At 47.7% G+C, this 24,934-nt stretch carries 14 protein-coding genes and 1 pseudogene; 1 reads left to right on the forward strand and 14 read right to left on the reverse strand.

Annotated features, from left to right (window positions below):
- Positions 1 to 206 precede the first annotated feature (206 nt).
- Positions 207 to 737 carry an Lrp/AsnC family transcriptional regulator gene (locus QFZ78_RS15335; RefSeq protein ID WP_307548765.1) on the forward strand — a complete coding sequence of 177 codons (531 nt, stop codon included), beginning with the start codon at positions 207 to 209 and terminating at the stop codon, positions 735 to 737.
- Here QFZ78_RS15335 and QFZ78_RS15340 read toward each other — a convergent pair.
- From QFZ78_RS15340 to QFZ78_RS15405, 14 genes and pseudogenes are all read right to left on the reverse strand, one after another.
- The gene (locus QFZ78_RS15340) at positions 732 to 1,688 is read right to left on the reverse strand and encodes a 3'-5' exoribonuclease YhaM family protein (protein ID WP_307548767.1); all 957 of its coding nucleotides are present in this window, start codon (positions 1,686 to 1,688) and stop codon (positions 732 to 734) included. The genes QFZ78_RS15335 and QFZ78_RS15340 overlap by 6 nt on opposite strands.
- Positions 1,689 to 1,876: 188 nt before the next feature.
- Positions 1,877 to 3,127, reverse strand: a complete 1,251-nt coding sequence (locus QFZ78_RS15345; protein ID WP_307548768.1) for an NAD(P)/FAD-dependent oxidoreductase — start codon at positions 3,125 to 3,127, stop codon at positions 1,877 to 1,879.
- A 93-nt stretch (positions 3,128 to 3,220) separates the two neighbouring features.
- Positions 3,221 to 5,860: a winged helix-turn-helix domain-containing protein gene (locus tag QFZ78_RS15350; protein ID WP_307548769.1), complete on the reverse strand. Its 2,640-nt coding sequence runs from the start codon at positions 5,858 to 5,860 to the stop codon at positions 3,221 to 3,223.
- An 81-nt stretch (positions 5,861 to 5,941) separates the two neighbouring features.
- Complete coding sequence (locus QFZ78_RS15355; RefSeq protein WP_307555704.1) at positions 5,942 to 6,661, reverse strand: stalk domain-containing protein; 720 nt, start codon at positions 6,659 to 6,661, stop codon at positions 5,942 to 5,944.
- A gap of 567 nt (positions 6,662 to 7,228) precedes the next feature.
- Positions 7,229 to 8,419, reverse strand: a pseudogene (locus QFZ78_RS15360) (VWA domain-containing protein); the annotation flags it as partial.
- A gap of 3 nt (positions 8,420 to 8,422) precedes the next feature.
- Positions 8,423 to 10,795, reverse strand: a complete 2,373-nt coding sequence (locus tag QFZ78_RS15365; protein ID WP_307555706.1) for a DUF5682 family protein — start codon at positions 10,793 to 10,795, stop codon at positions 8,423 to 8,425.
- Positions 10,753 to 11,844 (reverse strand): ATP-binding protein, encoded by a 1,092-nt coding sequence (locus QFZ78_RS15370; protein ID WP_307555707.1) that lies wholly within the window; start codon positions 11,842 to 11,844, stop codon positions 10,753 to 10,755. Before QFZ78_RS15370 ends, QFZ78_RS15365 begins: the two co-directional genes overlap by 43 nt.
- Positions 11,820 to 13,634, reverse strand: coding sequence for a HEAT repeat domain-containing protein (locus tag QFZ78_RS15375; protein WP_307548770.1), 1,815 nt, complete (start codon positions 13,632 to 13,634; stop codon positions 11,820 to 11,822). The genes QFZ78_RS15370 and QFZ78_RS15375 overlap by 25 nt, the downstream gene beginning before the upstream one ends.
- Positions 13,635 to 13,947: 313 nt before the next feature.
- Positions 13,948 to 15,387 carry an SWIM zinc finger family protein gene (locus tag QFZ78_RS15380; protein ID WP_307548771.1) on the reverse strand — a complete coding sequence of 480 codons (1,440 nt, stop codon included), beginning with the start codon at positions 15,385 to 15,387 and terminating at the stop codon, positions 13,948 to 13,950.
- A gap of 133 nt (positions 15,388 to 15,520) precedes the next feature.
- On the reverse strand, positions 15,521 to 17,887 hold the full coding sequence (locus tag QFZ78_RS15385; RefSeq protein ID WP_307548772.1) for a helix-turn-helix domain-containing protein: 2,367 nt from the start codon (positions 17,885 to 17,887) through the stop codon (positions 15,521 to 15,523).
- Positions 17,888 to 17,930: 43 nt separating this feature from the next.
- Positions 17,931 to 21,125: a glycosyl hydrolase gene (locus QFZ78_RS15390; protein ID WP_307548774.1), complete on the reverse strand. Its 3,195-nt coding sequence runs from the start codon at positions 21,123 to 21,125 to the stop codon at positions 17,931 to 17,933.
- Between the two features lie 78 nt (positions 21,126 to 21,203).
- On the reverse strand, positions 21,204 to 22,238 hold the full coding sequence (locus tag QFZ78_RS15395) for a sialidase family protein (protein WP_307548776.1): 1,035 nt from the start codon (positions 22,236 to 22,238) through the stop codon (positions 21,204 to 21,206).
- A gap of 14 nt (positions 22,239 to 22,252) precedes the next feature.
- Entirely contained in the window at positions 22,253 to 23,176 is a 924-nt protein-coding gene (locus QFZ78_RS15400; RefSeq protein WP_307548778.1) for a dihydrodipicolinate synthase family protein, read from the reverse strand.
- Positions 23,177 to 23,207: 31 nt separating this feature from the next.
- Positions 23,208 to 24,860, reverse strand: a complete 1,653-nt coding sequence (locus QFZ78_RS15405) for an extracellular solute-binding protein (RefSeq protein ID WP_307548780.1) — start codon at positions 24,858 to 24,860, stop codon at positions 23,208 to 23,210.
- Between the last annotated feature and the right edge of the window lie 74 nt (positions 24,861 to 24,934).

Below are 24,934 nucleotides of genomic sequence, written 5' to 3' on the forward strand. Positions count from 1 at the left end.
TGTTAATTAACATCATTATAGGAATGAACCTTTTTACCGTCAACTCCATTTGTAAATAAAAATACTAGATATAGTTACGTTTTTATAAAAATACTAACTATTTTGATTAACATAGTTTTATTTCGGACGTTAAATTTGTTCTTTTCATGAGAATACTATGATAATATTAACAACTGTATATATTTTACGATAAAGGAGTCTTGCCTATGTTGGAGCTTCCTCACCTCGATCAAGTAGATCAAGAAATCATCAAGTTACTACATGAGAACGGCCGGATATCCTATGCAAAAATCGGGGAAACACTTAATCTCTCACGTGTTGCGATTCAAAAACGAGTCGAAAACCTCATCGAGAAAGAAGTCATCGAAAACTTTACCATTCGCTTGAACGCCACGAAATTAGGTAAAGTCGTCAGCGCTTTTTTCGAAGTCGAAGTGGAGCCGCGTTATGCTGAAGAAGTAGGTAATCTACTCTCCGCTGACCCCAACGTTATCAGTATTTATCAAATGACAGGGAGCAGCTCTCTGCATATGCATGCCTTGCTCAAAGACGATGCTGCGCTCGAAGACTTCCTCTACCAAAATATTTACAAATTGAAAGGCGTCGTACGCGTTAACACGCAAGTCGTCATTAAACGGTTTAAACAGAGGGACTGGATTGGAACTGTGAGAAAAGACAAAAAAACTGCGCGAGCATCTGTGCTCACGCAGTTTTCGTTGTTTAGATATGGATTATAAGTTCAAACGATACATCGCCTTATTTTCTAGTCCGCGGATCATCGGCGTCCATGCTTCTGTCTCCGGCGTTGTCATAAGAGTATCCTCCACCATCTGGAGCTTCGCATCCATCGAATCAATGTAATGCAAAGCAACAGCTTCTGGAATTTGAGGCAGTACCGGACTCCCCCATTCAGGCAAGTTGTGGTGGGACAGCACAATATGCTGTAAACCAATGACAACATCTGATTGGAGATCAATCTCATGATGTAAGGCAGCTTCCGTAATCCAGTTCGACGCCATCGAGATGTGTCCGAGCAGCTTTCCTTGCACACTGTAATCAGAAACGATCCCTAGCTGCGCGATCATTTCCTCCGGTTTGGCGATATCGTGCAGGATGATGCCCGCTTTAATTAAATCGGGATTGAGAAACGGCCGCTGTTTACAAATAAATTCACCAATCTCCAGCATCCGTACAATGTGATAAGCAAGGCCGGCGAAATAGGCATGATGATGCGTTTTGGCAGCAGGGTAATGATTGAGCTTCTCTTCGACTTTGGTCACACAAAACGAAACAATCGACTTGATGGCCGGATTCGTAATACTTTCCAAAACTTGATTTATCGTATGAATAAGATCGATTGGACTAATCGGTGCGGAACGAATGAAATCCGTAATTTGTATGCCATCCTCTGGCAGCGCCTTGCGTAATCTACCGATTTTCACCTGTAACTTATCGCGGTAGGTTTGAACTAAGCCTTGAACTTTGACCAACGTCATCGGGAAAAATGTTTCTTTATCGGTCACGCTAACATCCCATAGTTTTGCTGAGATCTGCCCACTAGCATCGCATAGAACAATGTCCATAAAATCTTTGGCAGGCGTGGTATTCGTTTGTTTGACTTCTAATTCTTTAATGAGGTAGTAGCCTACAAACTCTTCTGGTGCTTGCAATTGCTTAATTAACGTCATTTTAGTTCCTCCATATGTCATTAGGAACATTATACTACGAATTGAATAAAATTAATTACTAGAAGATAGTAGAAATTGAGAGAGACGAATAAGCCTGTCAACAACCATTCGTAAAATCATAAATGGGCCAACCGATTTCGATGATGAAATCAGCTGGCCCATACAGTTGCAGCCGGAACTACCGCTGCTCATTCTTCTACGCCATTCCCTTCCTGAAGCAAACTCATCAGCGTCTGCCCCAACATCTCGGGTTCATTAGCGTAATTGTAGATGCCAAGAAAAGCATGACACGCATCGGGATTGCTGCCGATCAATCGATTCGCAACCATTTGCTCCATAGTAACTGGTGTATTTTTTGTTATTTGGCAGGCCATTTGATAACGGGACATCATTTTCGACTCCATGGCGGTCTGGTACTTATCAGCCATCAGCTCCCAGTTTGTTTCCCAGTCGCCCGTTTCGGATAAAATGGCAGTCAATAAGCGCGCACCGTAGATCGCATCATGCATGCCTTGCCCAACCGCAGGATCCTTGAAAGAAACAGCATCTCCGACAAGTGCCCATCCCTTTCCCATTCCTTGAAACCAATCGTTATCGTAGCCCAGCAGTCCTTTAATCGGTTCGACTAAAGAAGATTCTCGCAGACGTTCAGGGAAAGTAGTTGTGTCGGAGAAGCCAACATCGACTAGCTCGCGAAATCCCGCTTCCGGATTGTTCCTAAATTTCTCAATCCATTCCTTTTTATCCAATGGGAACATAACCCCTACGACGAACAAATCGTCACTCGTCGGAAAAACGATGGCTAAGTTATCTTTCATTATATAAAATTCTACACAGCGCTCCCCTACTTGGCGATAATTAGCGAAGTACCCCACATACGATGCAAAATCAGTAGGGACAGCCATTTTCCGCTCGCTTTTAACCAAATCGCGCAGCGTTGAATGACGGCCATCCGCCCCAACAACTAGCCTCGCATTAAACTCCTCTCGTTTGCCATCGCGGCTCAACCCTACAATTCCGGTCACCTTATCGTTATGCATGAGGACATCCGTGACTCGAAAGCCTTCCTTGGCGGTCACCTGCCTTTGAGCAGCTGCATGATCGAACAAGATTCGGTCTAGATACTTACGTCGAATACACAAACAGTGAGTTTCACCGTTTACTTCGGGATAAATCCCATCGATGACCACGCCATCCATTTGAATGAAAGCCCGTTTGTACACTGGCGTACCCGTTTGAAGCAGCTGCTCCAATACCCCCATCTCCCGGAGCATGGCTACCGAATTGTTGAAAAAGTTATGCGTGGACAGGATATCACTTGGAAACGAACTGCGATCAACGAGAAGTACCTCATAGCCAGCTTTCGACAGCTCATAAGCGAGTGATGAACCCGCAACCCGCGCTCCGATGATAATAACATCGTAATCTTTTATTGACATTTCTTCCCTCCTCACTTTCTGACTGCTTTCAGCTTATCAGAAGGGAAGGAGGGTGCCATCCAACGAACGATATATACGATGGTTATATCTTTTTCAAAGTAATCGGTACTGATTTGCTTTCTGTATAGCTTGGATTCTCCCGTTAACTTGCAGCTTGCTGTAAATCCGGTGCAAGTGAAGCTTCACCGTGCCTTCAGCCAGCACTAATTTTTCTGCAATGGCTTTGTTGGACAATCCGGCAGCAATGAGCTGAAGTACTTCTTGTTCCCGAACAGTCAACATATGTACCGAGGATTCCTTGTAATTGTTATTTCGTTCCGTATTCCGTTTGTCTGAGGAAAGGGATAAAACGACTTGAAGATAGTGAAGAGAAACTCCTTCCGTTTGTAATTCCGCCATGTACTTGTTCTTCCGTACATCCGCATATTGGCGGAGCAGCGGCTCTAGTTCCGTATTGGCAAAAATACGAAGGTATCCTTCTCTCTCACCTAGGAGAAGAGCTTGATGCAGGTGGAGCATACAGGTGTGGGGGTTGTTCATTTTTCCGTGTATACGCGAGAGGAACAACAGTACTTCAAGCTCCGTCATGATTCTGCCAGATGATGTCCTAGCTTTCTTAAGTTGTTCGCACCAAGAGAGAGCTTCATGTATGTTTTCTTTTGCGATTAAGGCCCCAATAAATGTCAGAAGCTCGAAATCCTGACCGCCAATGATCTCACTTTGCCTGCTCCATGGGGACATTTCCATCCAGTGATCTACGGCTCCCATCTCTCCTATCTCTAATTGGCACCTAATCAGATAAGTGTTCAGCAAATCGTGCCAATGTGAGCTATGATGATGGGTAAGCTTTACATGTTCCATCGCTTCGTAAATGTTGGCAATCGCTTCTTCTTTAGCTTCTCTTAGCCAAAGAATTCTTGACCGGATGATCTCAGCTGGAACATACGCCCCAATTACATGACTCCGCTTAGCGATGCGGATGGCATCCTCAGCGAATCGTAATGACTCCGTTAATTGATTTCTTTCATAACAGATCTCGCTCATGGCTGTCCGTTGATAAGCCGTAAAAGGAAAATGGTAGAACTCATTCTTTTCAATAAAGGAATCGTATAATCGGTGATAACGCTCCGCCTGTTTGATTCGTCCGCAGAAGCCATAATAACTGCGAATAAATGGAATTTCACCGTCATTCAACTCCATGCCCATGCCGAACAGCATAGGCAGCCCTTCGATATCTGGGAGATTGTCATCTTCATGCAAAGCCTGCAATTGGGAGAAACAGAGCTGGTAATTGCCGAGTAACATCGCCTGAAAGTTTTTTGCGACCTTCATATCTTCCCGAATTCCAACATAAAGCGAAGTTTCTAAGCTATTAGGTGAATCAAGCGCCTTTTGCAAGGTTGCAATATGCTCGTCCATCCGCTCCTTACGTCCCATTAATATTTCTGTCCATACTTGAATGATTAGTAAAGCGGGGCGCTCTCGGTTTGCAACAGGCAGCTGCAGCAACCAGCGATGCAGCGTGGTCAGTTCCCTTCTTTTCAAAAGCTCCGTTGCAACGCTTAGGATGAGGGTGCATGCTTGATCGTACGCCCTAGCAGCCAGAGCATGCTCAATCGCTTCCCCCAAATAACCTTGCCTTTCGAACCATTCGCTGGCCGTTATGTACAAAGAGACCGTTTCATCCCGGTGTTCTTGCTTACTACGTAAGAAATCGGCAAATAAGTGATGATATCGGTACCAGTTGCCCTCGGCGTCCAAAGAAATCACAAACAAATTGGATCTCTCCATTTCTTGCAACCGTTCCTTCTCAACCGACTGACCCGTCAGCACGGCGCAAAGCTCAGCATTCATTCTTTCCAGTATCGATGTTTTCAGTAAAAAAGTACGAATTGACTCTGGCAAATGAACAAAAACTTCTTCCATTAAATAGTCAACAACATAACGATTGTTCCCCTTAAATTGGTGCAGCGCATCTTGTTGACCCGACAAATGGGATAATACGGCCAGTTGTATGCCAGCAACCCAACCTTCCGTACGGTCGGATAACAGCTTAAGCGATAACTCGTTTGGCAAAACGCCCGTTTGACGAAGCCAAAAAGTCGATATTTCCTGCTCCGTAAATCTCAAATCGGAGAGGCCGATTTCGTTGAGTTGACCTTTGACGCGTAGTAAACCAACAGCAATCAAAGGTTGTTTACGACTGAGTATACAAAGGTGTACCTGCGGCGGCATACGATCAATAAAAAAAGCAAGCAAGCGATGAATTTCATCAGATTCAATCATATGGTAATCATCCAAAACCAGTAAGACGGAATCGGGGATCTCAAACAAATCGTTCAATAACCATGAAATCATCTGCTCGGACGAAAATGATAAAGTCTGTAGTAAAGAAAGCGACTTATGTCCAACGCTGGGATAAAGTCGATTAAAAGCAGCAATCACATAAGTCCAAAACCTGAGCAAGTCGTTCTCGCCTTGATCCAAAGAAACCCATGCCGCGGGTATTTGTTGGTTAATTGTCCAATGGCTTACCATCGTCGTCTTTCCGAATCCTGGAGGGGAAGTAACCAGCGTCACTTTGCACGTCATCGCCCTAGACATCTTCTCCATCAAATGTTGTTCTCTGGCTACATGATACGATGGTTGTTGTGGAATATATAATTTTGTGTTCAGTAAGGGATATTCATTAAAAAGAGATTTACTGAATACATCATTTGGTTTCTGACTCATTTCACAATGGTCCTCCTTTATTTGGAGGACTCCCTCCCAGACATCGTTATTCTACTTTAATCATACAAGGTACTCCTATTTTCATTCAAAGTTTTTTACAGTCAGTATCCTGTTACGAGGTATATGTCTCATTGGCTCTCCTAATTTCACCCCAACTTGTTCGCGAAATGAAGCATCACTCTCGATTTTTCGAAGGAGTTCATAAGACACCAACATCCGAATGTCCTGCTTATCCATTCTCAAATAAAATTGTAGCCCGTATTTTCGATATCCAAGTTCTTCTTTTAACATTTCCGCAAAAGGAACCGTTTCTGGCTTAACTTCAATACCTTTCGAAAGATGTCCGTGGTAAGCCCGATAAGTGATCTCATTCGCTGTTAACCGCTCTATTTCAAGGCTGCCTTCCAACCCGATTTTATTCCTATATCTCATGGACAAAGTTTTGGGCCCACTCTGCTGTTCAAGGGGGAGGTGGAGAATGAAAGAAGAAGAACTGTCTACCCATTCGACTTCATAACCAAGCTTTTCCGCGATCGCGCGTAAAGGAACAAAGATTTCATCGCCAGAAACAAAAGCTTCCGGATGTTCCTGTAGGGTTTCACTTTTCACTTTGATTTTAATCTCATTGTACGCTGCGCTAATTTCTTTAGGTGCCCCTCTATGGGGAGCTAGGAGGGCATCGGGAGCTGGCTCTTCGAATTCTAAACGGTTCGTTGTATCGATGACAATTTCATTCTTATCCCTATTCCAGTCCGCCGAATACCAAAGTGTATCGCTGAAAAAGGAGAGAGGAACATACATGGAGTTGTTCGTTATGAACGACTTTTTCGAGAACCCTCTATCATGATGTTCAAAAAACACCCGGATCTCTCCCTGTCTGTGGGTAAGTATAGTCTCTGTCCGTGGAGGCAAAGGTTGTTGTTTCTCAGTCCTATCTGAGAGCCACTGAGTCAGCTTTTCTGTTCTTTCCGTACCACGAAGATGCGTGTCAAATACACTAACATAGGGTAAATCCCAGCCGTGGGAATAAAATAGATAAGTTTCCCCAACTTCGATACCGGCCCCGCATTGGTCTGAGTCATCATTGGTCAAAACAAAGGCCGAAGAATGCCCCTTGAATACTTTATCCGGTTCCACCACTGCCGCTTTCTGCGACGGATACACGGCATCCACGCTCGTGACTTTCGCCGTAAAGATCGCACTCGCTTCCAGAAAATCTTCCTCCAACGTTGTCGGCCCGCGGGAACAAGCATAAGCCGTAGGCGTTATAAAACCGATAAACAGACCCAGCAAACAAATAAAACACAACAATCCGTGAATTCTACCCTTCAAGAGCACACTCCCCCATACATTCCCACTACCATGCTTCACCCTCTCCGCAAGCACCGCAAGATCATGCCCTTTTAATGCACCTTCCATCAATTCCGGGAGCTTCTCGGGAGAACATCCGAAACAAGGGATACCGTATTGCGCCAGTTTTTTAGCAACTGCATCGTCATAAGAAGGCACGCCCTGATCAGATAAAGCGAGTAAGCAGATCGTCTTCACGCCGGCCTGATGCATGTCGACAAGCCTTTGAATCATCTCTGTCCGATTGCCGCCCTCATATAAGTCCGAGACCAAGATAAACAGCGTTTTCTTCGGCTCCGTGATAAAAGGCTCGCAATAAGCGATGGATTTGTTAATATCCGTCCCACCGCCAAGCTGAATCCCAAACAGCATATCAACGGGATCTTCTGCACACTGCTCACTTAAATCGACGACCTCGGTGTCAAAAGCAACCACCCGCGTGTCCAGAGCCGGCATACTGGCGAAAATAGAACCAATAATGGACGCGTAAATGACGGAACCCGCCATCGAACCGCTTTGGTCAATATCGAGGATGACCGTCCACTCTTTGCTGCGACGTGCTCGGTCAAAGAAGTAGACTTTTTCCGGCAGCAGGAGACCGCGCTCCTTGTCGTAGTGCTTAAGATTTTTGCGGATGGTTGTGTTCCAGTCCAGTCCCGTGGTCGACGGCAGCGGCGAATGCTGCCTGCGATTCAAGGCACCAGTAACAGCTCGGCGCAAATCCTGCGAAAGCCGCTTCACGATTTCATCTACAACGGCTTTCACTAATTGCCTTGCTGTTTCTTTCGTTTTCTCCGGAATTTTCCCTTTGAGCGCCATTAATGTGGCTACCATTTGGATATCCGGCTTCACTTGGGAAAGAAGCTCTGGCTCGAAGAGCAGCTGTTTCAAGCCTTTGCGCTCAATGGCATCGGACTGAATGACGGAGACCACGTCCGGCGGGAAAAAGGTGCGGATATCGCCCAGCCACTTGGCTAGCTTCGGGGACGAAGGCCCAAGCCCCGCTTTGCGGGAGCCGCCCACGTTCGAACCGTCATCAGCACTAATGCCGGATGTCTCATCATAGATCGCGGCAAGCGCCTCATCCATGAGTTTCGACTCCTCGTCGAGCATTCCGTCTCCAGCGCCAAAAGACTGCAGCTTCTCTTCAGAAGCTGCACCCAGAATTAACCGCCAACGCTTTAATTGTTCTTGATCTATTATGGTCATAGGCTACAAATCCCCAAAATCAAAATCGTTGAGCTCATCCAGCTTCTCCTTCTCTTCCTCGCTTAACGGCTGCTGCAAAGCAGTTCCGGCGTTATCTGCTCCAACACCCCAAATATCGCCCATCATCTCGGCCACCGATGCTTTCTCCCTCGGTTCGAATGAACCGAAAGCTCGTCGCAGAAACACAAGTGAACGTTGGAATGCCTCTTTATCCAGCGATCCGATATAGGCATCGAGCTGCTGCCACAACGAAATCCTAGACAGCAGTGCGTATCGGTTGCGCATCGACATGCCTTCAAACCATCCCGCTCCCAGATCAACGGGAATCCCCGGTGAGAGGCGACGCGAAACTTCCATCGCAACACGTTCATCCGGTATTTCATTTCGCTCAAGCAATATAGCGAAGGCGAAGCCCGACAGCTTTGCATTTCGATCATCCCGAGAAGCCAGCTCTTGCAGTTTATTCAACCACAAACCGTCGTCTACCGCTTCAAAATGGTCTTGGGCAATGGTGTGCAGCGACTGAATCGCTCGAACCATGCCCTGAGCGGCATCATCGTTGCAGCCCGCGCTATCTACGAGAAGCAAGGTTCCCCGCAGGAACAACTGCTGGAGCAGCGGAACAAGGGTATCCGTTTCGATTCGGCGAATCGATCCATAACGGATCAACACCGACAGCTCGTAGGCCGCCCCTGCGACCTGCTCGAAGTTGCCTGCATCCACCGCAAGACCTTGCAGCGTAGATTTGGCCTGCTCCATTAGCTCCGTCAACGTGCAATCGCAGGCGACCCGAATGATGCGCGAAGCTTCCGCGATATCGCTGCAAACATCAAGCCGCTCCTTCAGCACGAAAGCCGCGGCCAGCTCAATCGTCTCCCCCTTCAATGTCGACTCCACCGTCTGGATCTCAGCTTCTGGCGTCCACTGCAGCACCCAGTTCTCCGCCCATGATGCGGAGTCTTGAATTACTCTTTGCTTCTTGGCAAAGTTAATGCCTAGCAATTCCAGACGGTGAAGGAGAACAGACCGCTTCAAATCCAGAAATGCCGCTTCCTCCGACTTCACCCTACGGTTTTCGCGTAAATCCAACTCTAAGGTTGTAGCAACCGTAGATTTGAATTTCTCCAGCTTGAGTCGCTTGAGTTCTCTGTTCAAATCATCTTGAATTGGTGTCTGACTGACTCCTTCTGGCAATCTGCCGATGGCCGTTCCCACGTCTGTCCTTGCCAAAGCTTCTGCAATTGTCGAAAGCTCCCCATGACCAAGGCATACCGTTGCTGCATCCCGCAGGTCTTTCCACGTAGGTTGATTACCGTCGTGCAAAGCAGCAAGCGCCTCTGCTAACCTCACACCTTCGATGAGCGAGGCTGTGGATCTATAAGTGCCATGTTCCCTGAGATGAGCAGCTACCTGAGAAAAATACAAGGAAGGCAGCCTGCTCAGATCACCTTTTTGAAGGCACTGCCAGAACAACTCGAAATAAGCGGGTGCTTGGTTCCCTGCCCCATAGCCCGAGTGCGATGACAACTTATAGTAAGAATAAGGCATCAGCGTAAGCTTGGTTGTCGTCTTGGGCAGCCCCTTCATCACTTCATCCGTCATTACAGGAAAGCGGAAATCTAATGCGGAGGCATGATGTGCGCCAGTTACGATTACTATTTTCTCAGGAGCGTGCCCAGCGTTAATAGCATCCTGAATTTTGCGCCTCATGTAAGCTTCCCGAATCTCATTGTAAGCCGCCTCCTGTGGCGCAAATTGCCACTCCTGCTGAGCAGTCAGCTCCCGCATTTGAGCCGAGAATTGATAAATGCCATGGCGGTAGGCGTCTTTTTGCAAATTATGTTCAAAATGCCGCTCCCAGTAAGCCTCGTAGTCTGGTTCTTCCGAAAGATCGGCAAGCTGCTGATACAGTGTCCTCTGTCCAAGGACATAAGCCTGAAAATCATCGTTCTCAGTCTGATTACTCTCGCCTTCAGCAGAAGATGACCTCCGTTTCCTTTGCTCGTAGAGAGCCAAGGCATGTTCGGAGGGCAGATCGATAAATTCTGCCTGTACACCGTTGCGGCTAGCCCACTGAAACGCCTGATACTCCGGCGAATAATCCGCATACGGGTACAACAAGGTCCTTACGGGCAATTGATCCGTATAGGCCAAAATGGCAATCGGCGGGACAACACCATGCGAGGTCAGTTCAGCAATAAACCCGCTTGCGTCGCTGGGTCCTTCAACGAGCACTGCCGTAGGCTTCACTTCATCTAAGAAAGCAAGCAGGTGAAAAGCACCTGCAGGAGATAAATGACGTATACCAAAAACATGAAACCCCTGACTGCGATCTAGTTGTTCATCTCCGAGCACGCGAAGTACAGATTTCTCCATGTCGATCCCCGCTTTTTCATCACATTTTCTAGATATTCCTTCCATACGAGGCGATCCTTCTCTTCGTCTTTCACAATAGCTCCCTGCAGCCCGGCAGCTATATCCTCTTCACTGATCTGCCCGCTGCCAAAGCTTCCTGCAAGCGCCATGCTGCCCGTTAATAGTGAGATTGCTTCAGCCGTCGAAATCACACCGCTCGGCGCTTTCACCTTCTCTTTGCCGTCGAGTGTCATCCCGCTGCGCAGCTCGCGGAAAATCGTCACAACCTTGCGCACCGCTTCCTCCTCTGGGAGCGACGCTCTCAATTCATAGCTCGTCGAAATCTCTCTGACACGTTTGCGAACAATCTCCACTTCGGTATCAATATCCGAAGGGGATGGAAGCACGATGATGTTAAATCGCCGCTTCAAGGCAGCTGACATCTCATTCACTCCACGATCGCGCGTGTTGGCCGTTGCGATGAGTGAGAATCCCCTTGCAGCGAACACTTCTCTGCCCAGCTCCGGAATCGAGATTGTCTTCTCCGACAGGATGGAGATCAAAGCATCCTGTACTTCGGACGCACAGCGCGAAATCTCTTCGAATCTGGCAATCCCTCCTGTTTCCATTGCGCGGAAAACCGGGCTTTTGATAATCGCTTGATCAGAGGGTCCTTGCGCAAGCAGCATGGCATAGTTCCATGAATAACGAATATGCTCCTCGCTCGTGCCTGCCGTTCCTTGAATGACCTTGCCAGAATCCCCATGGATGGCTGCCGTCAGATTTTCCGAAAGCCAGGATTTAGCCGTTCCCGGCTCCCCGATCAACATGAGAGCACGGTCTGTCAGCAGCGTGGCTATCGCCATTTCTACTAGCCGCTTATTGCCAATATATTTCGGCGTAATCGCGACCCCTTTTACATGTCCACCAATCAGAAACGTCAGTACCGCCTTCGGAGAAAGCTGCCACCCGGCTGGCTTCACATCCTGATCCAATTTCTTCAAAGCTTCCAATTCGTGGGTATATAAACGTTCAGAGGGTAACCTTACGACATCTTGCTTTTGATCCATCCCCATAATCCCTGTCCCTTCTCTTCGTTATCTGAGAGCTCGGTTTGTTCCGGCCTCGTTGCTATCGTTTCTGCGATTTCTAGCAGTTGATTTTTCATGCCTTGATAGGATAGCCCTTCTGCAAATTGCTGCAATCTCTCTGCATAAGTCCTTGGCAGTAAAGAAAGCAATGTAAGCTGCGCACGATCCAAGTAATAGAACTGCTTGACTCCGCCTTTTTCCAATATATCCATGAGCAGCTTTGGCGCATCCGGATAGGTTTGGCTGAATAGGATCAACAACATATTAGCTGTTTTACTTCGGTTAAAATTAGGCAGTTCTTTGCATTTTTTGACTAGATAAGCTGTGACTTTCGGGTCAGAGTCCTGAGCAAATCTACATACGAGCTCTTCCTCATCCAATTTTACAAACAGATGCACCCATCTTGGATCCCATGTTGTAAAATCGGATGAAGCAGCCACCACTGGCTCATCTAATTGGTCTAACAGCGGAGGTGTCACTTCATACAATACTCGCAGCAAATCCTTTGCTGTCGACTGCTTTTTATCCTTAAGATCATGGCAAAAGCGTTCGTAGACGTCCTCTGGAGGAAGAATCTTGATGGCCGCTCTAAAGCTGTAAGCAATAAATTTGCGATTGTATACCTCATGTAAAGTCACTGCAAAACGGTCTGCCTCTGGCAGATCTAATTGCAGCAGAAGATCGGCAGCGGCTTCCTGTATGGTTTCCGTTTCCGGAACAATAAAACTAGGCGTAGACAGCAATTTTTCTATGAAATCTACGACTTCAGGTACACGTTTGCCTTGTAAGCTGCGGATGTCCGCCATTAACTGCTGTGCGGAATCTTCCACATTTGTACGTTGAACGATTCGCTGGAGCGCACTTTCTGCATGCCCGATGACACTGAGAGTCAAATCGTTGGCCTTGCATAATTGAATCGGCTCTATGGCAAGATCCTGATCCTTCGAACCCAGTGCCTTGAAAAGGCGAGCAATGGCTTGCTCCGTCCCAAGACGAGATAAGGCGAATAAGGCGGCTCGGCGTATCTCTTTTTTCTTATCATCAGCTTGCTCTAGAATAAAATCCTCTTGATCAGGATAATCGCCCAGAAGCTCAATTGCCGTGGAACGGACTTCCGTTGAACCCTGTTTGGCAGCTTGAAGAAGGAGGTCTAAGGCAGATAGTCGAAGCAAATCATGGATCAGTTCCAATCTGCGGGCGTCACCTTTCCCGCCATCCGGCCGGAATTGCTGCTGAAGCGCGGGGAGTGCCTCCATTCCGAGTGTGGGCAGCACTTTTCGATGAAGAAAATCGGGTATTTCTACATAACTGTCATCTAACGCAGAAACAGCGGCAGGTATGACGCGGAAATCATGAAACAACCCATCGTCGTACCCTTGACGAAGCTGCTCCATTCGACCCTGACCTTTTTGCGTCAATGCCTCAACAAGTGGGTGCAGCTTGCGGTAAGCGATTGTCGTCGAAAGCTTCGCTTCCGTTCCTTCCATAGAAACGAGGTCCTCTTTCGTCTCCGTTTTTCCTTGCGTGTACAGTACGGAATTCAACAGAGTACCTAACTCTAACAGCTTACTTGCCGAACCGCTCGTTTCTGCCTCCAGAACTTGACTAACCGCTTGCGCCATCCGGTTAAACACCGGCGCTGACTCGCCCAGCTTCTGCAGCTGGGGAAGCATTTTCTGCAAACGCAAATCGCCTGCCGCCATCCCGCTACCTGCAATAAACAAACGCCGCACCTCATGCTGCAGCTCAAACAATAGATCTATACTCATGAGTTCGTCTCCTAATTCTATTCGTCAATAAAGCACTACTCAAATATCAGTTCTTGAACACCTTGCTGCAAAATCATATCGAGATCTTTATAGCTGGATTGGATTATCAGGAAATTCTCCATCTAATCTGCGCCACGCTAGCGCTTGAGTCGTTCTAGCAGGAAAAACTCCTGCTAAATTAGCGTTTATTTGAAGATTGGCCGAAATTCGAATATATTAGCAGGGGAATTTCCAGTTAGGAGTCTCAGAATAACGAAGTTTGAAGCAATTTACAGGAGTTTTTCCTGTTAACATTAACATTCTCTCGAAAACATCAATAAAGCAATCGAACGACTTCATTTGCCGTAACGATGCTTAATGGCTGCGCCTCAAGTCTGTTATGCTTCCAATTGTGCTCGAACATAACCAGAAGCGCTTGATTCTGTAGGAACGCCTTATTTAGCATAGACAGCAAATGTATCGTAGGCTCACTGAGATATGGGATGTCAGAAAGGGGAAGCAGCTTGCCTTGTTCATCTAACAGCACAAAGGAAGTTTCTGTCTTCATGATCTTGGCAAATTGCAGCAATACGACAGGGCGCTTGTCCGAAAGTGGATTTTTAATCTGATTCTTCACTTGTTTAATGACTTCAGGGAATGATTTGTGAGCTGAAGCAAGGATCTTTTGAAAATCCTGTAAGTCGGCTTCGCGGAACGTCGCTTCCTCCCAGCGCACCCTTGTGTTAAGCTCCCCTGGGTATTGCGCAAGTTCTTTCGCTTCGACAACTTGAAATACGGAATCGTCTTCACGTATGTATTTCGCTGCACGGAATGGACGATACATTCGTGTGAAATGGATCTGTCCATTTTGTAGTTCCGACCAATATCCTTCATCTATGAACTCGCCCCTTGCCTGATCCGTATAGGATCGGAACGACAACTGCATGAGTTCCGAGGACTCGCTGCGAACACGACCATACTCCCTCAGTTCTGCGATTTGCCAGGCATGCCCAATCCATTCTTCCAATGTTGATTCCGTATCCATAGGATGATCTGGATTTTCCAATCTACTGTTGAGGTAGTCCCTGCTTTTCTTGATCAACGCTTGCAATGTAGTGAGCTGTTCAATAACGTTGGTATACACGGTTTCCCGATCTTCCTCCTCGCGGAACGGCAGCATCCATTCACGAAGGGCCGTTTGGATCCCCGGGATATAATAGTTACCAAGCTGTTTGGCTTGCTCTTCAGCAGTTTTCAGCGACTTTTTGTCCAGACTTCCGAGCCCTGACTGAACAAGCTGCAGAATAAGCTTCTCAGCAATACTGATGCCCTCAAGCTGTGCAGCTATTTTCTTCATTAATGCTGACTTGTTCGTCTTGCGCTTAACAACTGGAGTATCTGGGTTGGATGCTTCTTTCTTCTTCTCTTCCCGCTTCTCCGCCTTTTCCCTTTTATCCGCAATATCTTGTGGAACAGGTGCAGTGATGAACGTCTTGCCTGATGTAAAGGCATACATCAAACCGAGATTGTGTTTGCACGGAAACTGACGGCTCGGGCATGAGCAGCGGAATACGGGATTCCCCTCTTTCGCCACATCGACCGAACACCGATACGGGTCCTTTCCGCTTCCTTTGCACTCCCCAAAAATGATCGTCCCATCTTCCGACTGACAGAGCAGCGGAAAACTATTTTTCTTCACCAAATCCTTGCCATTCTTGATGGCACTGCTGTTAAGCGCTAAACTGTCTACATACGATTCCGTTAAATAATTCATCTAGTACTCCTCATAACTTGGTTATACAAACAGTTTCCACACTGTTCCTAATTTTCCTTTTTCATGGGTATGGAATTTCCGTCGCGAATAGAACGAAGAAATAGAAAAACTAGAAAAACAAAAAAAGAGCTGCTTAATGCAGCTCCTTCTTGTGCAGGGTGCGGTATTCATTTGGTGTGATGCCTTCCACTTTCTTGAATACTCTTAGAAATGTAGTACGACTGTGGATCCCGACATTCTCGGCAATTTCGTTAACGCGCAGTTCCGTTTGTACCAGCATTTCCTTCGCTTTTTCAATACGTACCTGATTGATATAGTCTGTTAAATATTCATCTTTTTTATCTTTAAACACCCTGGATACATACTTGACGGAAACGCCCATCTCTTCGGCAATTTGTTCGAGCCCGAGATCCTGCGTGTAATGATCATGGATATATTGTTCAATCAACGATACGAGATTGCCCGACTTTGAGCCGCCTCTCTGGGCTTTCGTCATTTCGATGATTCGCGTGAAAAATTCACAAATCGTAGGCTCCAGCTCTTTCGTGCCGAAAAACGACTCTTCGAACGCACTGCCGCTATAGGGGAGCTCCCGCTCCATATTCAGTTGTGCGGCATTTTGCCCTCTTTCCGCTAAAAACCGGACACCAGTCACGTACATTTCCTTATACAGCTGAAGTGTATGCTCATAAGAAATACTGCGCTGCTCATTGCTTTCTACGATTCCCGCAACGACATCCCGCACGGCCTGCACATCGCCGAGCTTTAAGTAGTTTACTATTTTTTGCTCGTCGTGGAGCGAATACCTATAGCTGTTCTCAATCGACATTTGGTTGGAATCGACAATTTGAAATCGCTGATCTTTATTGCGCTTGCTGACCGCCGTCATCGCCTCGTTATAGGAAGCTCCAATATCATTTACATTCGCATAAAATGTGCCAATCCCAATCGTAATATCATAATACATACGAATATCGTACTCAAAAATATTAAGCATGCGTAGGAAAGCGGGATGCAGCAGCTCCGTCTCCTGCGGACCATCCATATTAATTAAGCATACAAACATATTTTGCCGGTGATCCAATACGTAGCACGGAATTTGACTGCCTAGCAGATTCCATACAATCTTTTTTATGCCGTTTATAATAAAGATTCGTTCCGTATCCTGAATATCATCATAAAAGGCAGCCTTGAAATCAAAAAACACGGTGCAGCATATAAATCCGGAACGGGTGAAGCCGAAACCTGCCTTCAATGTTTCGCGTAAAATTTCTTCTTGGTTGATCGTATGTCCTTTTAACAAAAACAGCAGCGAATACTCCACATACTCGTGAGTCTGCTTATCATATTTCACTTTATAAAGCTGGTGGCTGTCGGACATCCGATTGATTCCCTGTTGTATGAGCTCGAACTCGTCGGCCGCTGCACTGACCTCATGCTCTCCGTTCACGGTCACGTTTTTCTGGGCAATAATGTCCCGGATATTACGGATCGGATTGTAAATGCGCAGGCTGAACACGAACGAAAATGCGATTCCCATGACCATCAGCACCAAGCACAGCAGCAGCGTCATTTGCAAAATACCGACCGTATAATGATTGAATTCATCAAGAGGCGTGAACGAATAGTAATTCCATCCGTACAAATCGGATTTCACATAGGCCACTAGGTAACGTTTACCACCGACCTCCAACTTATTCGAAGTGCTGTTTTCATCAAAAGAAGCTTTTAAGTTTTGCGCGGTTAACGTATCGTTCAAGTACCCTTTGGCATCGTACATAAGCTCCTGGTTGCCGTCGAAGACGACAAAGCTGGTTGAACCAAACACGGCTCCCCCCTTCAATGTCCTTTCTATGGTATCCACGGCGATATTGACGACCATAACAGCACTGTGGTTGCGGATCCGGTTGCTCATCACGATGGGGATCACTTGTTTGACGTTCACTTTTTCCTGAATGACTTGCGAAACCGGAAGCAGCTCCACGCTTTTATTCGAGCTCATCTTGCTCATCCAGTAGCTGGCGTCATATTTTTCATACTTGTATATGTTGCTAAAAAAGGATTCGAAATAATTGACGCCGCCGCTGACATAAACGTCCTGGTTATCGATATAAACGAACATCGAATCGGCAAAATGGCTGACGATGTTCTCGTTGCGCTGCAAAATGCGCGGCAATCGCCACAGCTCGGATTTGACCTCCAAGCTTTGCGCATTTTTGGGCATGAGCAGCGTCTGTACCGTATCATCATACAAAAAGCTGACGCTGGTTTCCTGTGCCGTTTTGATATAGGAATCCACCGCATTGGCCGAAGATTTCAGGTTCGTCGAAATACGCTGGTTAAACTCATTTTTCATGATGCTGACGGAATACCAATATTCAGAAACGCCGATAATAATAATCGGGATTAAAAGAGACAGGAAATAGCATAAAATAGTTAGGAACAGCCGGTTCTGCTTGCCTTGCATGCCGCTAAGTTGCTTAAGCCCTGGTATTTTCACTGCTTTCCCGCCCTCTTTCCGCCTCCGATGTTACGACAATAAGTTACGCTTCTTTCGACCTGATTATTTTTATTTGCTCCATTAAACCGTACGGCTGCACGATATAATCAGGAGTGAAGTCCTTACCCGTTGTACGGAAGGAGCTCCAGTCCGTAGTCGCGGTCCGTCCGCGCGCTTCATGAAACGGGCCGAACATATTGCGCGGACTGCCCATCACTTCTATTTCCAATTTGTTGGGGCCGTCGTTCAAGTATGGGGTCAGATCGATACCGTCCGCCGCTTTCCATGGCACATGTCCTGCTGTTAGGCCGTTGACCCGGATTTCTATTGTCACCGCCGAGCAATCTCCGAGCAGCAGCAACGCTTTTCTATTCGCCTCATGCTGATGATGATAATCCGCGTAATAAATGATGCTGCCGTTGTAGTGATAGTAACCCTGCAGACACCAGTCTCCTGTGTGAAGCGTGTCCGGCTCGGCCGTTATGCATCGCGCCGCGCTCACTCCGAAATCGCCTGTGATATAGCAATCTTCCATTTCCATCGCTTGATTGTAGGCGCATGACAATTCTAATTCATTGATCCCTTGGCGGATCCCGGTTAGCAGCACTCGGTCCATGGAACGGTCCACGAACCATCCGTCGGCTGCAGAGGTCACCGATTGTCCGTTCAGGCTAATCCTGAACAGACGTGCGCCCTCAATGACAAGGTGCACAAGGGCAGCCGGCGCTTCCATGACCTGAAAGATCAGCTTCCAACTAACTGGTGTGCCATCCTGCGGATGAGCCTCATGAATCCACTTGTAACGCTGGGTAATCCCATTATAATACACCTGGCGCATGCCCAGCTTTTCTCGAATTTCACGCTGGGCCACCCAAATTTCCTTCTCTTCCGACCAGTCCGCATCCCCTATACGGTAAGCACACAGGTCCAATGTCAGCACATTGGGCATCGTTCGGCTGAACTGGAACACAGGTCCAATGGCCGCGTACAAATCATCGTCAGTCAGAGGCGCCGGCGGTTTGAAGTTGGAAGGCTCGTTCGCGATGCTGTCAGGCTGTTCCGGAATGATGACATACAGTTTGGAATCCGTCGGACCAAATCGAGCATAAAAGCGCAACTCGCCGGCCTCGGTCCAGGAAGGAACCTGTTCAATGCTGCCGGTTAGCGCGTTCCATTCTTCAACGCGGCCTGCCGCCTTTGTTTGAATACAAACATCAAACGCTTGATGCCTGTCATTATTTACGATAAATAAGGTATGTCCGTCACCGGTTTCTTTCAACAAATACAGCAATTCAGGCACCTCCGCCGCATAGCGGTTTTGAATGCTGACGGCTCTTGGCTGCAGTTGTTCAAGAGCTGCGATTAACCGGCCAGGCTTATCGACGACCGTTACTCCCGGATGGGCGTAGAGCCTTGCCGGTTCCCCCGACATTCTGCCCTCGATCATTGTCGCAGCGGGCAGAATAGCAATTACTCGGCCTCCGGCTTCCAGGAAAGCCAAGAGCAGGTCGAGTGTACTCCGCAGCATGGTGCGGACCGGAGGGATAACGACGGTCTGATAGCCCGCCAGATGGACGAACAGCTTACGGTCTTGAACCCGGCCGGCTTCGGCCATAATCGTCTCATCCCCGAGATCGAAATCGTAATGCGCTCCGAGCAGCACGCGCAGCAGATCATTAAATTCATCCCCGTAACGGTCAATACTGGGAATATCCCGGTCCAAACCGCGTCTTGCGGCCCCGTACGGATCCGTGCCAAGCATCGACCAAGCGGATGAGGACGGGTGTAGGACGAGCATGTCCCTGACTGGCGTGCCTTCGGTAATGACCGCACCGATCCGGGCAAAATAGTCCTCAATAATACGGTTATATTTCCACCAAGAAGTCTGGTAATTGAAAACGGGCGGATAATCCCTTTTGCGGCAGCCTTTCATTGAATATAACGCAAGATGCTGCGATCTTACATTCACGCCAAGCACATACTGCCAATCACCCATCCATTTTTGCCCTTCAAATGTAAATTCCCAGCCGGTACACCCATACGTTTCAGAAATAACGAATTTCCTGCCATACTGGTTCGCCACACTCGTACATTGCTTTACCGTCATATACTCATCCGTCTGCTCGCAGAGCATATCAATGCCAGGCACATGCTGGTAACGGTAATGAGGCATCACGGCTCCACCCACTCTTGTCGCTACGCCCAAGGCGCTTTCCCACAAATAGTGCCCGGTAAAAGCCAGGCCGTTCTCTTCGCACCAATCCCCTAATTGTTTGGTATAGGACTCGCAAAATTTGTCCGATACGGTACGCCAGAAATCATGTCGGACCATCGGTGATAGGCTGCCGTTAAAATAAAGATAAGGAAGTACATCCAGAATATCATAACCACGCTTCTCTGAGAAATAATCGGGCAGCGAGTACGTCCACGGCACCCAGCCGCGGCCGGCTGTAAATGCGCAGTTGCGGTCATGGACGCCCGGCTCATCCGTGAAAATGCCAGTGATGGTACGTCCAAATTGGTCGCCCACTTCCGCTTTGTATACTTCGTAAGTAGCGTTGATGAACTGACGGACCGTATCCGCATTCATGCTGTCTGGCGGTGCTTCATCGTTAAACCATTCACTTGGGGCGGAAACCTCGATACGGAAGACGAGAAGCACTTCCTCGCCAGTAAACAAAGGAGAACGCGCCGATGCTGCAGAGTCCGCTTGGGCTGCTGCTGTCGATGAAACTGCACTTGAATCGACGGCAGCCAATTCTGACGAGGCTTCCATCGTTCCCAATGAAAGCCTCTCACAGCTGTGAACTTCATTCCCCTCGATGACCGCTTTAAACACGGCAGCCACCCGGCCGTCGTCCTCAAATGAGCCATTCCCGCGTACAACTTCTATCGTCAAACCTTTGGATCGGTATTCGTCACCATGGGCCTGTACGCTGCCGCCTGCAGAGCCAGACGGCCAACGGTCTTCATCGTACAGCCATGCCTGCATGCCAAGCTCTTCTGCTTTTGCAACCGATTCTTTTACGGCATCCATCCAAGCTTCACTTAAGTAAGGCGTCTCCAAACCGTCCCGGGAATGCATGAAAAAGCCGCCCATTCCTTGCTCTTTCATATCTTCAATCTGACGACGCAGCTCTTCCTTCTTCAAATCGTCATTCCATGCCCAAAATGGAACGGCCCGGTAAGCAGCAGGGGGCTGCTCAAATTGCTTCTTCAGTTGCGATGGCCATGTCATAACGAACCTCCTCTTTGATTCCATTGAAACATTGACTGAAGTCCAGGCTGCCGCTGTTTGGAATGCGATACCTATGCATTAAGCCATTTCGACTTCAAGACTCCAGCATACAATCCGTTCCCGCTTCCATGTGTACGTCACATTGATACGGTTCCCTCGGGCGATGACCGCCGGATACGAGTACTCTCCCGGCTCAATGGGAATCGTGAACGAACGGTATTCTGCCTCCAGAACCATGAATTCTTCCCAATACTCTCCGTTGTCTTTGGAAACGCTTAACAGAAGAGGCATGCGCGGCCCTTTATACATGCCGACCGGATTGTAAGCCAGTACGAGCGTCCCGTCATCCATTTTAGCCAAGTCGAACCCGCTGTTGTTGTTTGGCAGATACGTTCTATAGGCCGGCGACCATGTTCTTCCCGAATTGGACGAATCGCTGCGGTATATAAATCCTGCCGTGCTCCGCATGAGCATATGCACATGACCCGGCTTCGATTCCCAAAGTGTCGGCTGAATGAGCCCTTTGCCCCGCACCAGCTGCATGTCTCCCCTTGATCCCATCTGCTCCTCATTCCCATGGTTGACCGGCACCAGCTCGCTGCGTGACCAAGTTACGCCTTGATCATTAGAAATATCGGCAAAACAATCCCAAACATCACCTTCGATCGATGCAGGGGCTAACCATGTGCCGTCCTTCAGGACGATCAGCTTGTTCTTGACCGGCCCTCTACCGCCTATGTCTCCCGGCACCAGATCGACAGGCTGGCTCCATGTCGCACCGTCATCATCCGATATAACTACCCTTGTATACCATTTCGGAATCGGGGACCCGACTTTATAGTGAAGCACAATTTGGCCGTTGTCTTTGCGGAACAGCACCGGATTCCAATGAACGAGCCCTTCTTCGTCGGCAACCTTGTACGGCTTCGACCAGTCGCCATTCGTTCTCTTGGAGCACCAGATAGCGACATCCGGGTTGCCTTCCTTGCTTCCGGCAAAATACGCTGCCAGCAGATCCCCGTTAGGGAATTCAATAACCGTCGAAGCGTGGCAGCTGTTGAATGGACGGTCTTCCTCGAACACAAATTGTTTGATTTGCTTGATCAGCTTCATTGCTTCTCACTCCTCTACAATGGGTACTTCTCTCTATATTGGCGGGTTAACGCAAACAGCTGCTCGACCTCGCGCCGGTTCGAATAGGTCATTTGCCGGTGGTCTTTGGTCCTTGTATGCAGCCCGACCGGCAGTCCTTCCAGACTTAAATAATATTTCGCATTGACCGGATAAAACTGGCTTTCGATGACGGAGGACATGCCCAGAAAATCCTGCAGCTTCTCCGCTTGTTCCTGCCGTTCCATATAATGGCGAGTTAGCCAGACGTACAGAGCCGGATGAAAGTTGCCCATAATGCCACTATATCCTTGTATGCCTAAGTGCAGAGTTTCCAGCAATGTTGCTGTATTGGCGTTATATATATTTAAGCCTCCACCACGCACGGCATTCAGCTTTTGTTGAATGTGTTCGGTATGACAGCACGTATCTTTTAAAAAGGTGAATCGGCCGGTAGACTCGCACCATGCTAATAATTCCGGCGAGATTAGCCGCTTGTGAGGATAAGGACATTCATAAATGCCAAAAGGAATATCCGGTACAGCACCCAGCAGCGTTTCCGCATTGCGTTTCCATACATCTTCGGATTCATTCTGCTGAGCCAGCCTGTTACTGACCAGCACAACCGCCTGTACACCGGCTGCCGCTATCGCTTGCAGCTCAATAATTTGGTTTTCGATCGAATCTGAAATGTGTCCAGAAGCTATAACCTGGACGCGTCCCTGTGCTTTTTCCACGACAAAACGGGCAATATCCTCGCGCTCCTCAAGTGTTAAAAAAAACATTTCACTCGACTGGCAGACTGCAAAAAGTCCGGCAACCCCATGCCCAATATACCACTCGATCATTTGCTCCAACGCCTTGTAATCCACTTGATTCGAGTCGGTGAAAGGAGTCACCATAGTAGGCCAAACGCCTTTGGCGATCGGTTGAATATGCATGTGCTTATGCCACCTCCGTTTTAGGCTCCGCTTATTTTTTCTGAGACAATCTTGCCAATGCGCCATTGTAAATTTTTTCTAACTCGGTACCGCCCGTATCACGAGTTTTTTTCATAATAGCGTCGTATTCGTCGATTTTCTTAACGCCCATAATAAACTTATCGTATTCCTGCTCCAACATCGTGTTAAGCGGTGCCAAAATTTCCTTCACGCGGGCAGTTTCTTCTTTCGTAAGCGGCGGATCGATGTATGGATCGTGGTATGCTTTATCTGCTGCGACCGTTTTCCAGTATGTCTCATGCTCCGCACTCCAGCTGCCTGTCAACTTTTCAACCTGCACTTGCGGATCCATATTGGCGAACCAAGGCGTGAAGCTCAGTTTACCGGAGCCAAGATCCGAGTACATGGCATAGAAAGCGGTCGGCTGGCCGTCTTTAAACTTCATGACATAATCGGATTTCAGCTGTGGTTGGCCTTTATCATCCAATGTATGGTGAACGCCTTCTACGCCGTAGCTCATCAGGTTGGACGCTTTCTCCGTGTACATCCAGTCGATCAGTTTAATAAGCGTTTCCGGATCTTTCGCTTTCGAGCTGATCGCGTACATTTTATCCGTCAGTGTCGTTGCATAATATTCCGCTCTCGCTTTCCCGCTTGCGTTAGCCGGGATCGGAATGATCTGGAAATTGCCGTCCGGAACCGCTTTCTGCAGCTGCTTAGTATAATCCAGGGCGAAACCGCTGTTATCAAAGAAGAAGAATGACTTGCCGCTGGTCAGCTTTTCGGTCCATTGCTGCTGAGTAGCCACCGCGTAATCCTTATCCAGCACACCCGATGTAAATGCTTTATTGAAAAATGCAAGTACCTCTTTAAATTGTGCTGTAGCAGGACCGTACACATATTGTCCGCCGCCCACATCTTTGTCAAAGTAAATACCGGTACCTGAGCCCACGCCTGAGCCTAACGGATAAGCCATCGTTTTAAACAGTTGGTGGATAGGTCCGCTTCCTTTGCGAACAGAGAAAGGCGTCGAGTCCGGATAAATCTTCTTCAGCTCTGCAAGCACGGTCAACAGCTCATCGAATGTTTTCGGTGTCGGCAGGTTGTGCTTTTTCAGCAGGTCCGTACGAATAACCGGGCCAAAACCGTTCTTCAACTCATTGCGGCCGACTGCCGGGAATCCATACAGTTCACCGTCAGCCGTCAGCTTCGACATGTCCGGATTCTGATCCCAAAATTTCTTGAAATTCGGCATTAGCCCCTTATTCATGTATTGAAGCAGTGGAACAAATACGCCGGTTGAAGCAAAATTATTGACATCCGACATATTGATCTCAATAATATCAGGCAGGTTGTTGGTCGCTAACAGCGTTTTCTTTTTATCGTTATAATTACTGTTCGGAACATTTTCGAACTTTAATTTTATATTCGTCTGTCTAAAAATTTCCTGTTGTACGAGCGCAAAGTTTTTGACCGGCTGGTTCGGATGCTCCGGGAAGGTTACTTTCACTTCCCGTTCTTTCTCTGAAATTTTGCCTGACCCTGCAGCTATGGCCGGTGTGTTCGTGGTATCGGATTTTGCGGATGGCGCAGCTTCATTCCCGCTGGTACAAGCGGCTAAACCGGATGCAACCATAACAGTACATAGCGATAATGATAACCTTCTTACCCATGTTTTTTTCATGCAAAAACCTCCCTTTGAGTATAGATCATGTTACACATACCTATTTAAGTATTCACTGAGTTCCTGCAGATAAG

This window comes from Paenibacillus sp. V4I5 (assembly GCF_030817255.1).
Lineage (GTDB): Bacteria > Bacillota > Bacilli > Paenibacillales > NBRC-103111 > Paenibacillus_E.

Coding starts and splice junctions, on each gene's coding strand:
- QFZ78_RS15400 (WP_307548778.1), bottom strand. CDS start 23,176: ATGCATATTCAACCGATCGCCAAAGGCGTTTGGCCTACTATGGTGACT.
- QFZ78_RS15345 (WP_307548768.1), bottom strand. CDS start 3,127: ATGTCAATAAAAGATTACGATGTTATTATCATCGGAGCGCGGGTTGCG.
- QFZ78_RS15405 (WP_307548780.1), bottom strand. CDS start 24,860: ATGAAAAAAACATGGGTAAGAAGGTTATCATTATCGCTATGTACTGTT.
- QFZ78_RS15340 (WP_307548767.1), bottom strand. CDS start 1,688: ATGACGTTAATTAAGCAATTGCAAGCACCAGAAGAGTTTGTAGGCTAC.
- QFZ78_RS15390 (WP_307548774.1), bottom strand. CDS start 21,125: ATGACATGGCCATCGCAACTGAAGAAGCAATTTGAGCAGCCCCCTGCT.
- QFZ78_RS15355 (WP_307555704.1), bottom strand. CDS start 6,661: ATGTATGTTCCTCTCTCCTTTTTCAGCGATACACTTTGGTATTCGGCG.
- QFZ78_RS15350 (WP_307548769.1), bottom strand. CDS start 5,860: ATGAGTCAGAAACCAAATGATGTATTCAGTAAATCTCTTTTTAATGAA.
- QFZ78_RS15335 (WP_307548765.1), top strand. CDS start 207: ATGTTGGAGCTTCCTCACCTCGATCAAGTAGATCAAGAAATCATCAAG.
- QFZ78_RS15370 (WP_307555707.1), bottom strand. CDS start 11,844: ATGGATCAAAAGCAAGATGTCGTAAGGTTACCCTCTGAACGTTTATAT.
- QFZ78_RS15380 (WP_307548771.1), bottom strand. CDS start 15,387: ATGAATTATTTAACGGAATCGTATGTAGACAGTTTAGCGCTTAACAGC.
- QFZ78_RS15375 (WP_307548770.1), bottom strand. CDS start 13,634: ATGAGTATAGATCTATTGTTTGAGCTGCAGCATGAGGTGCGGCGTTTG.
- QFZ78_RS15365 (WP_307555706.1), bottom strand. CDS start 10,795: ATGGAGAAATCTGTACTTCGCGTGCTCGGAGATGAACAACTAGATCGC.
- QFZ78_RS15395 (WP_307548776.1), bottom strand. CDS start 22,238: ATGAAGCTGATCAAGCAAATCAAACAATTTGTGTTCGAGGAAGACCGT.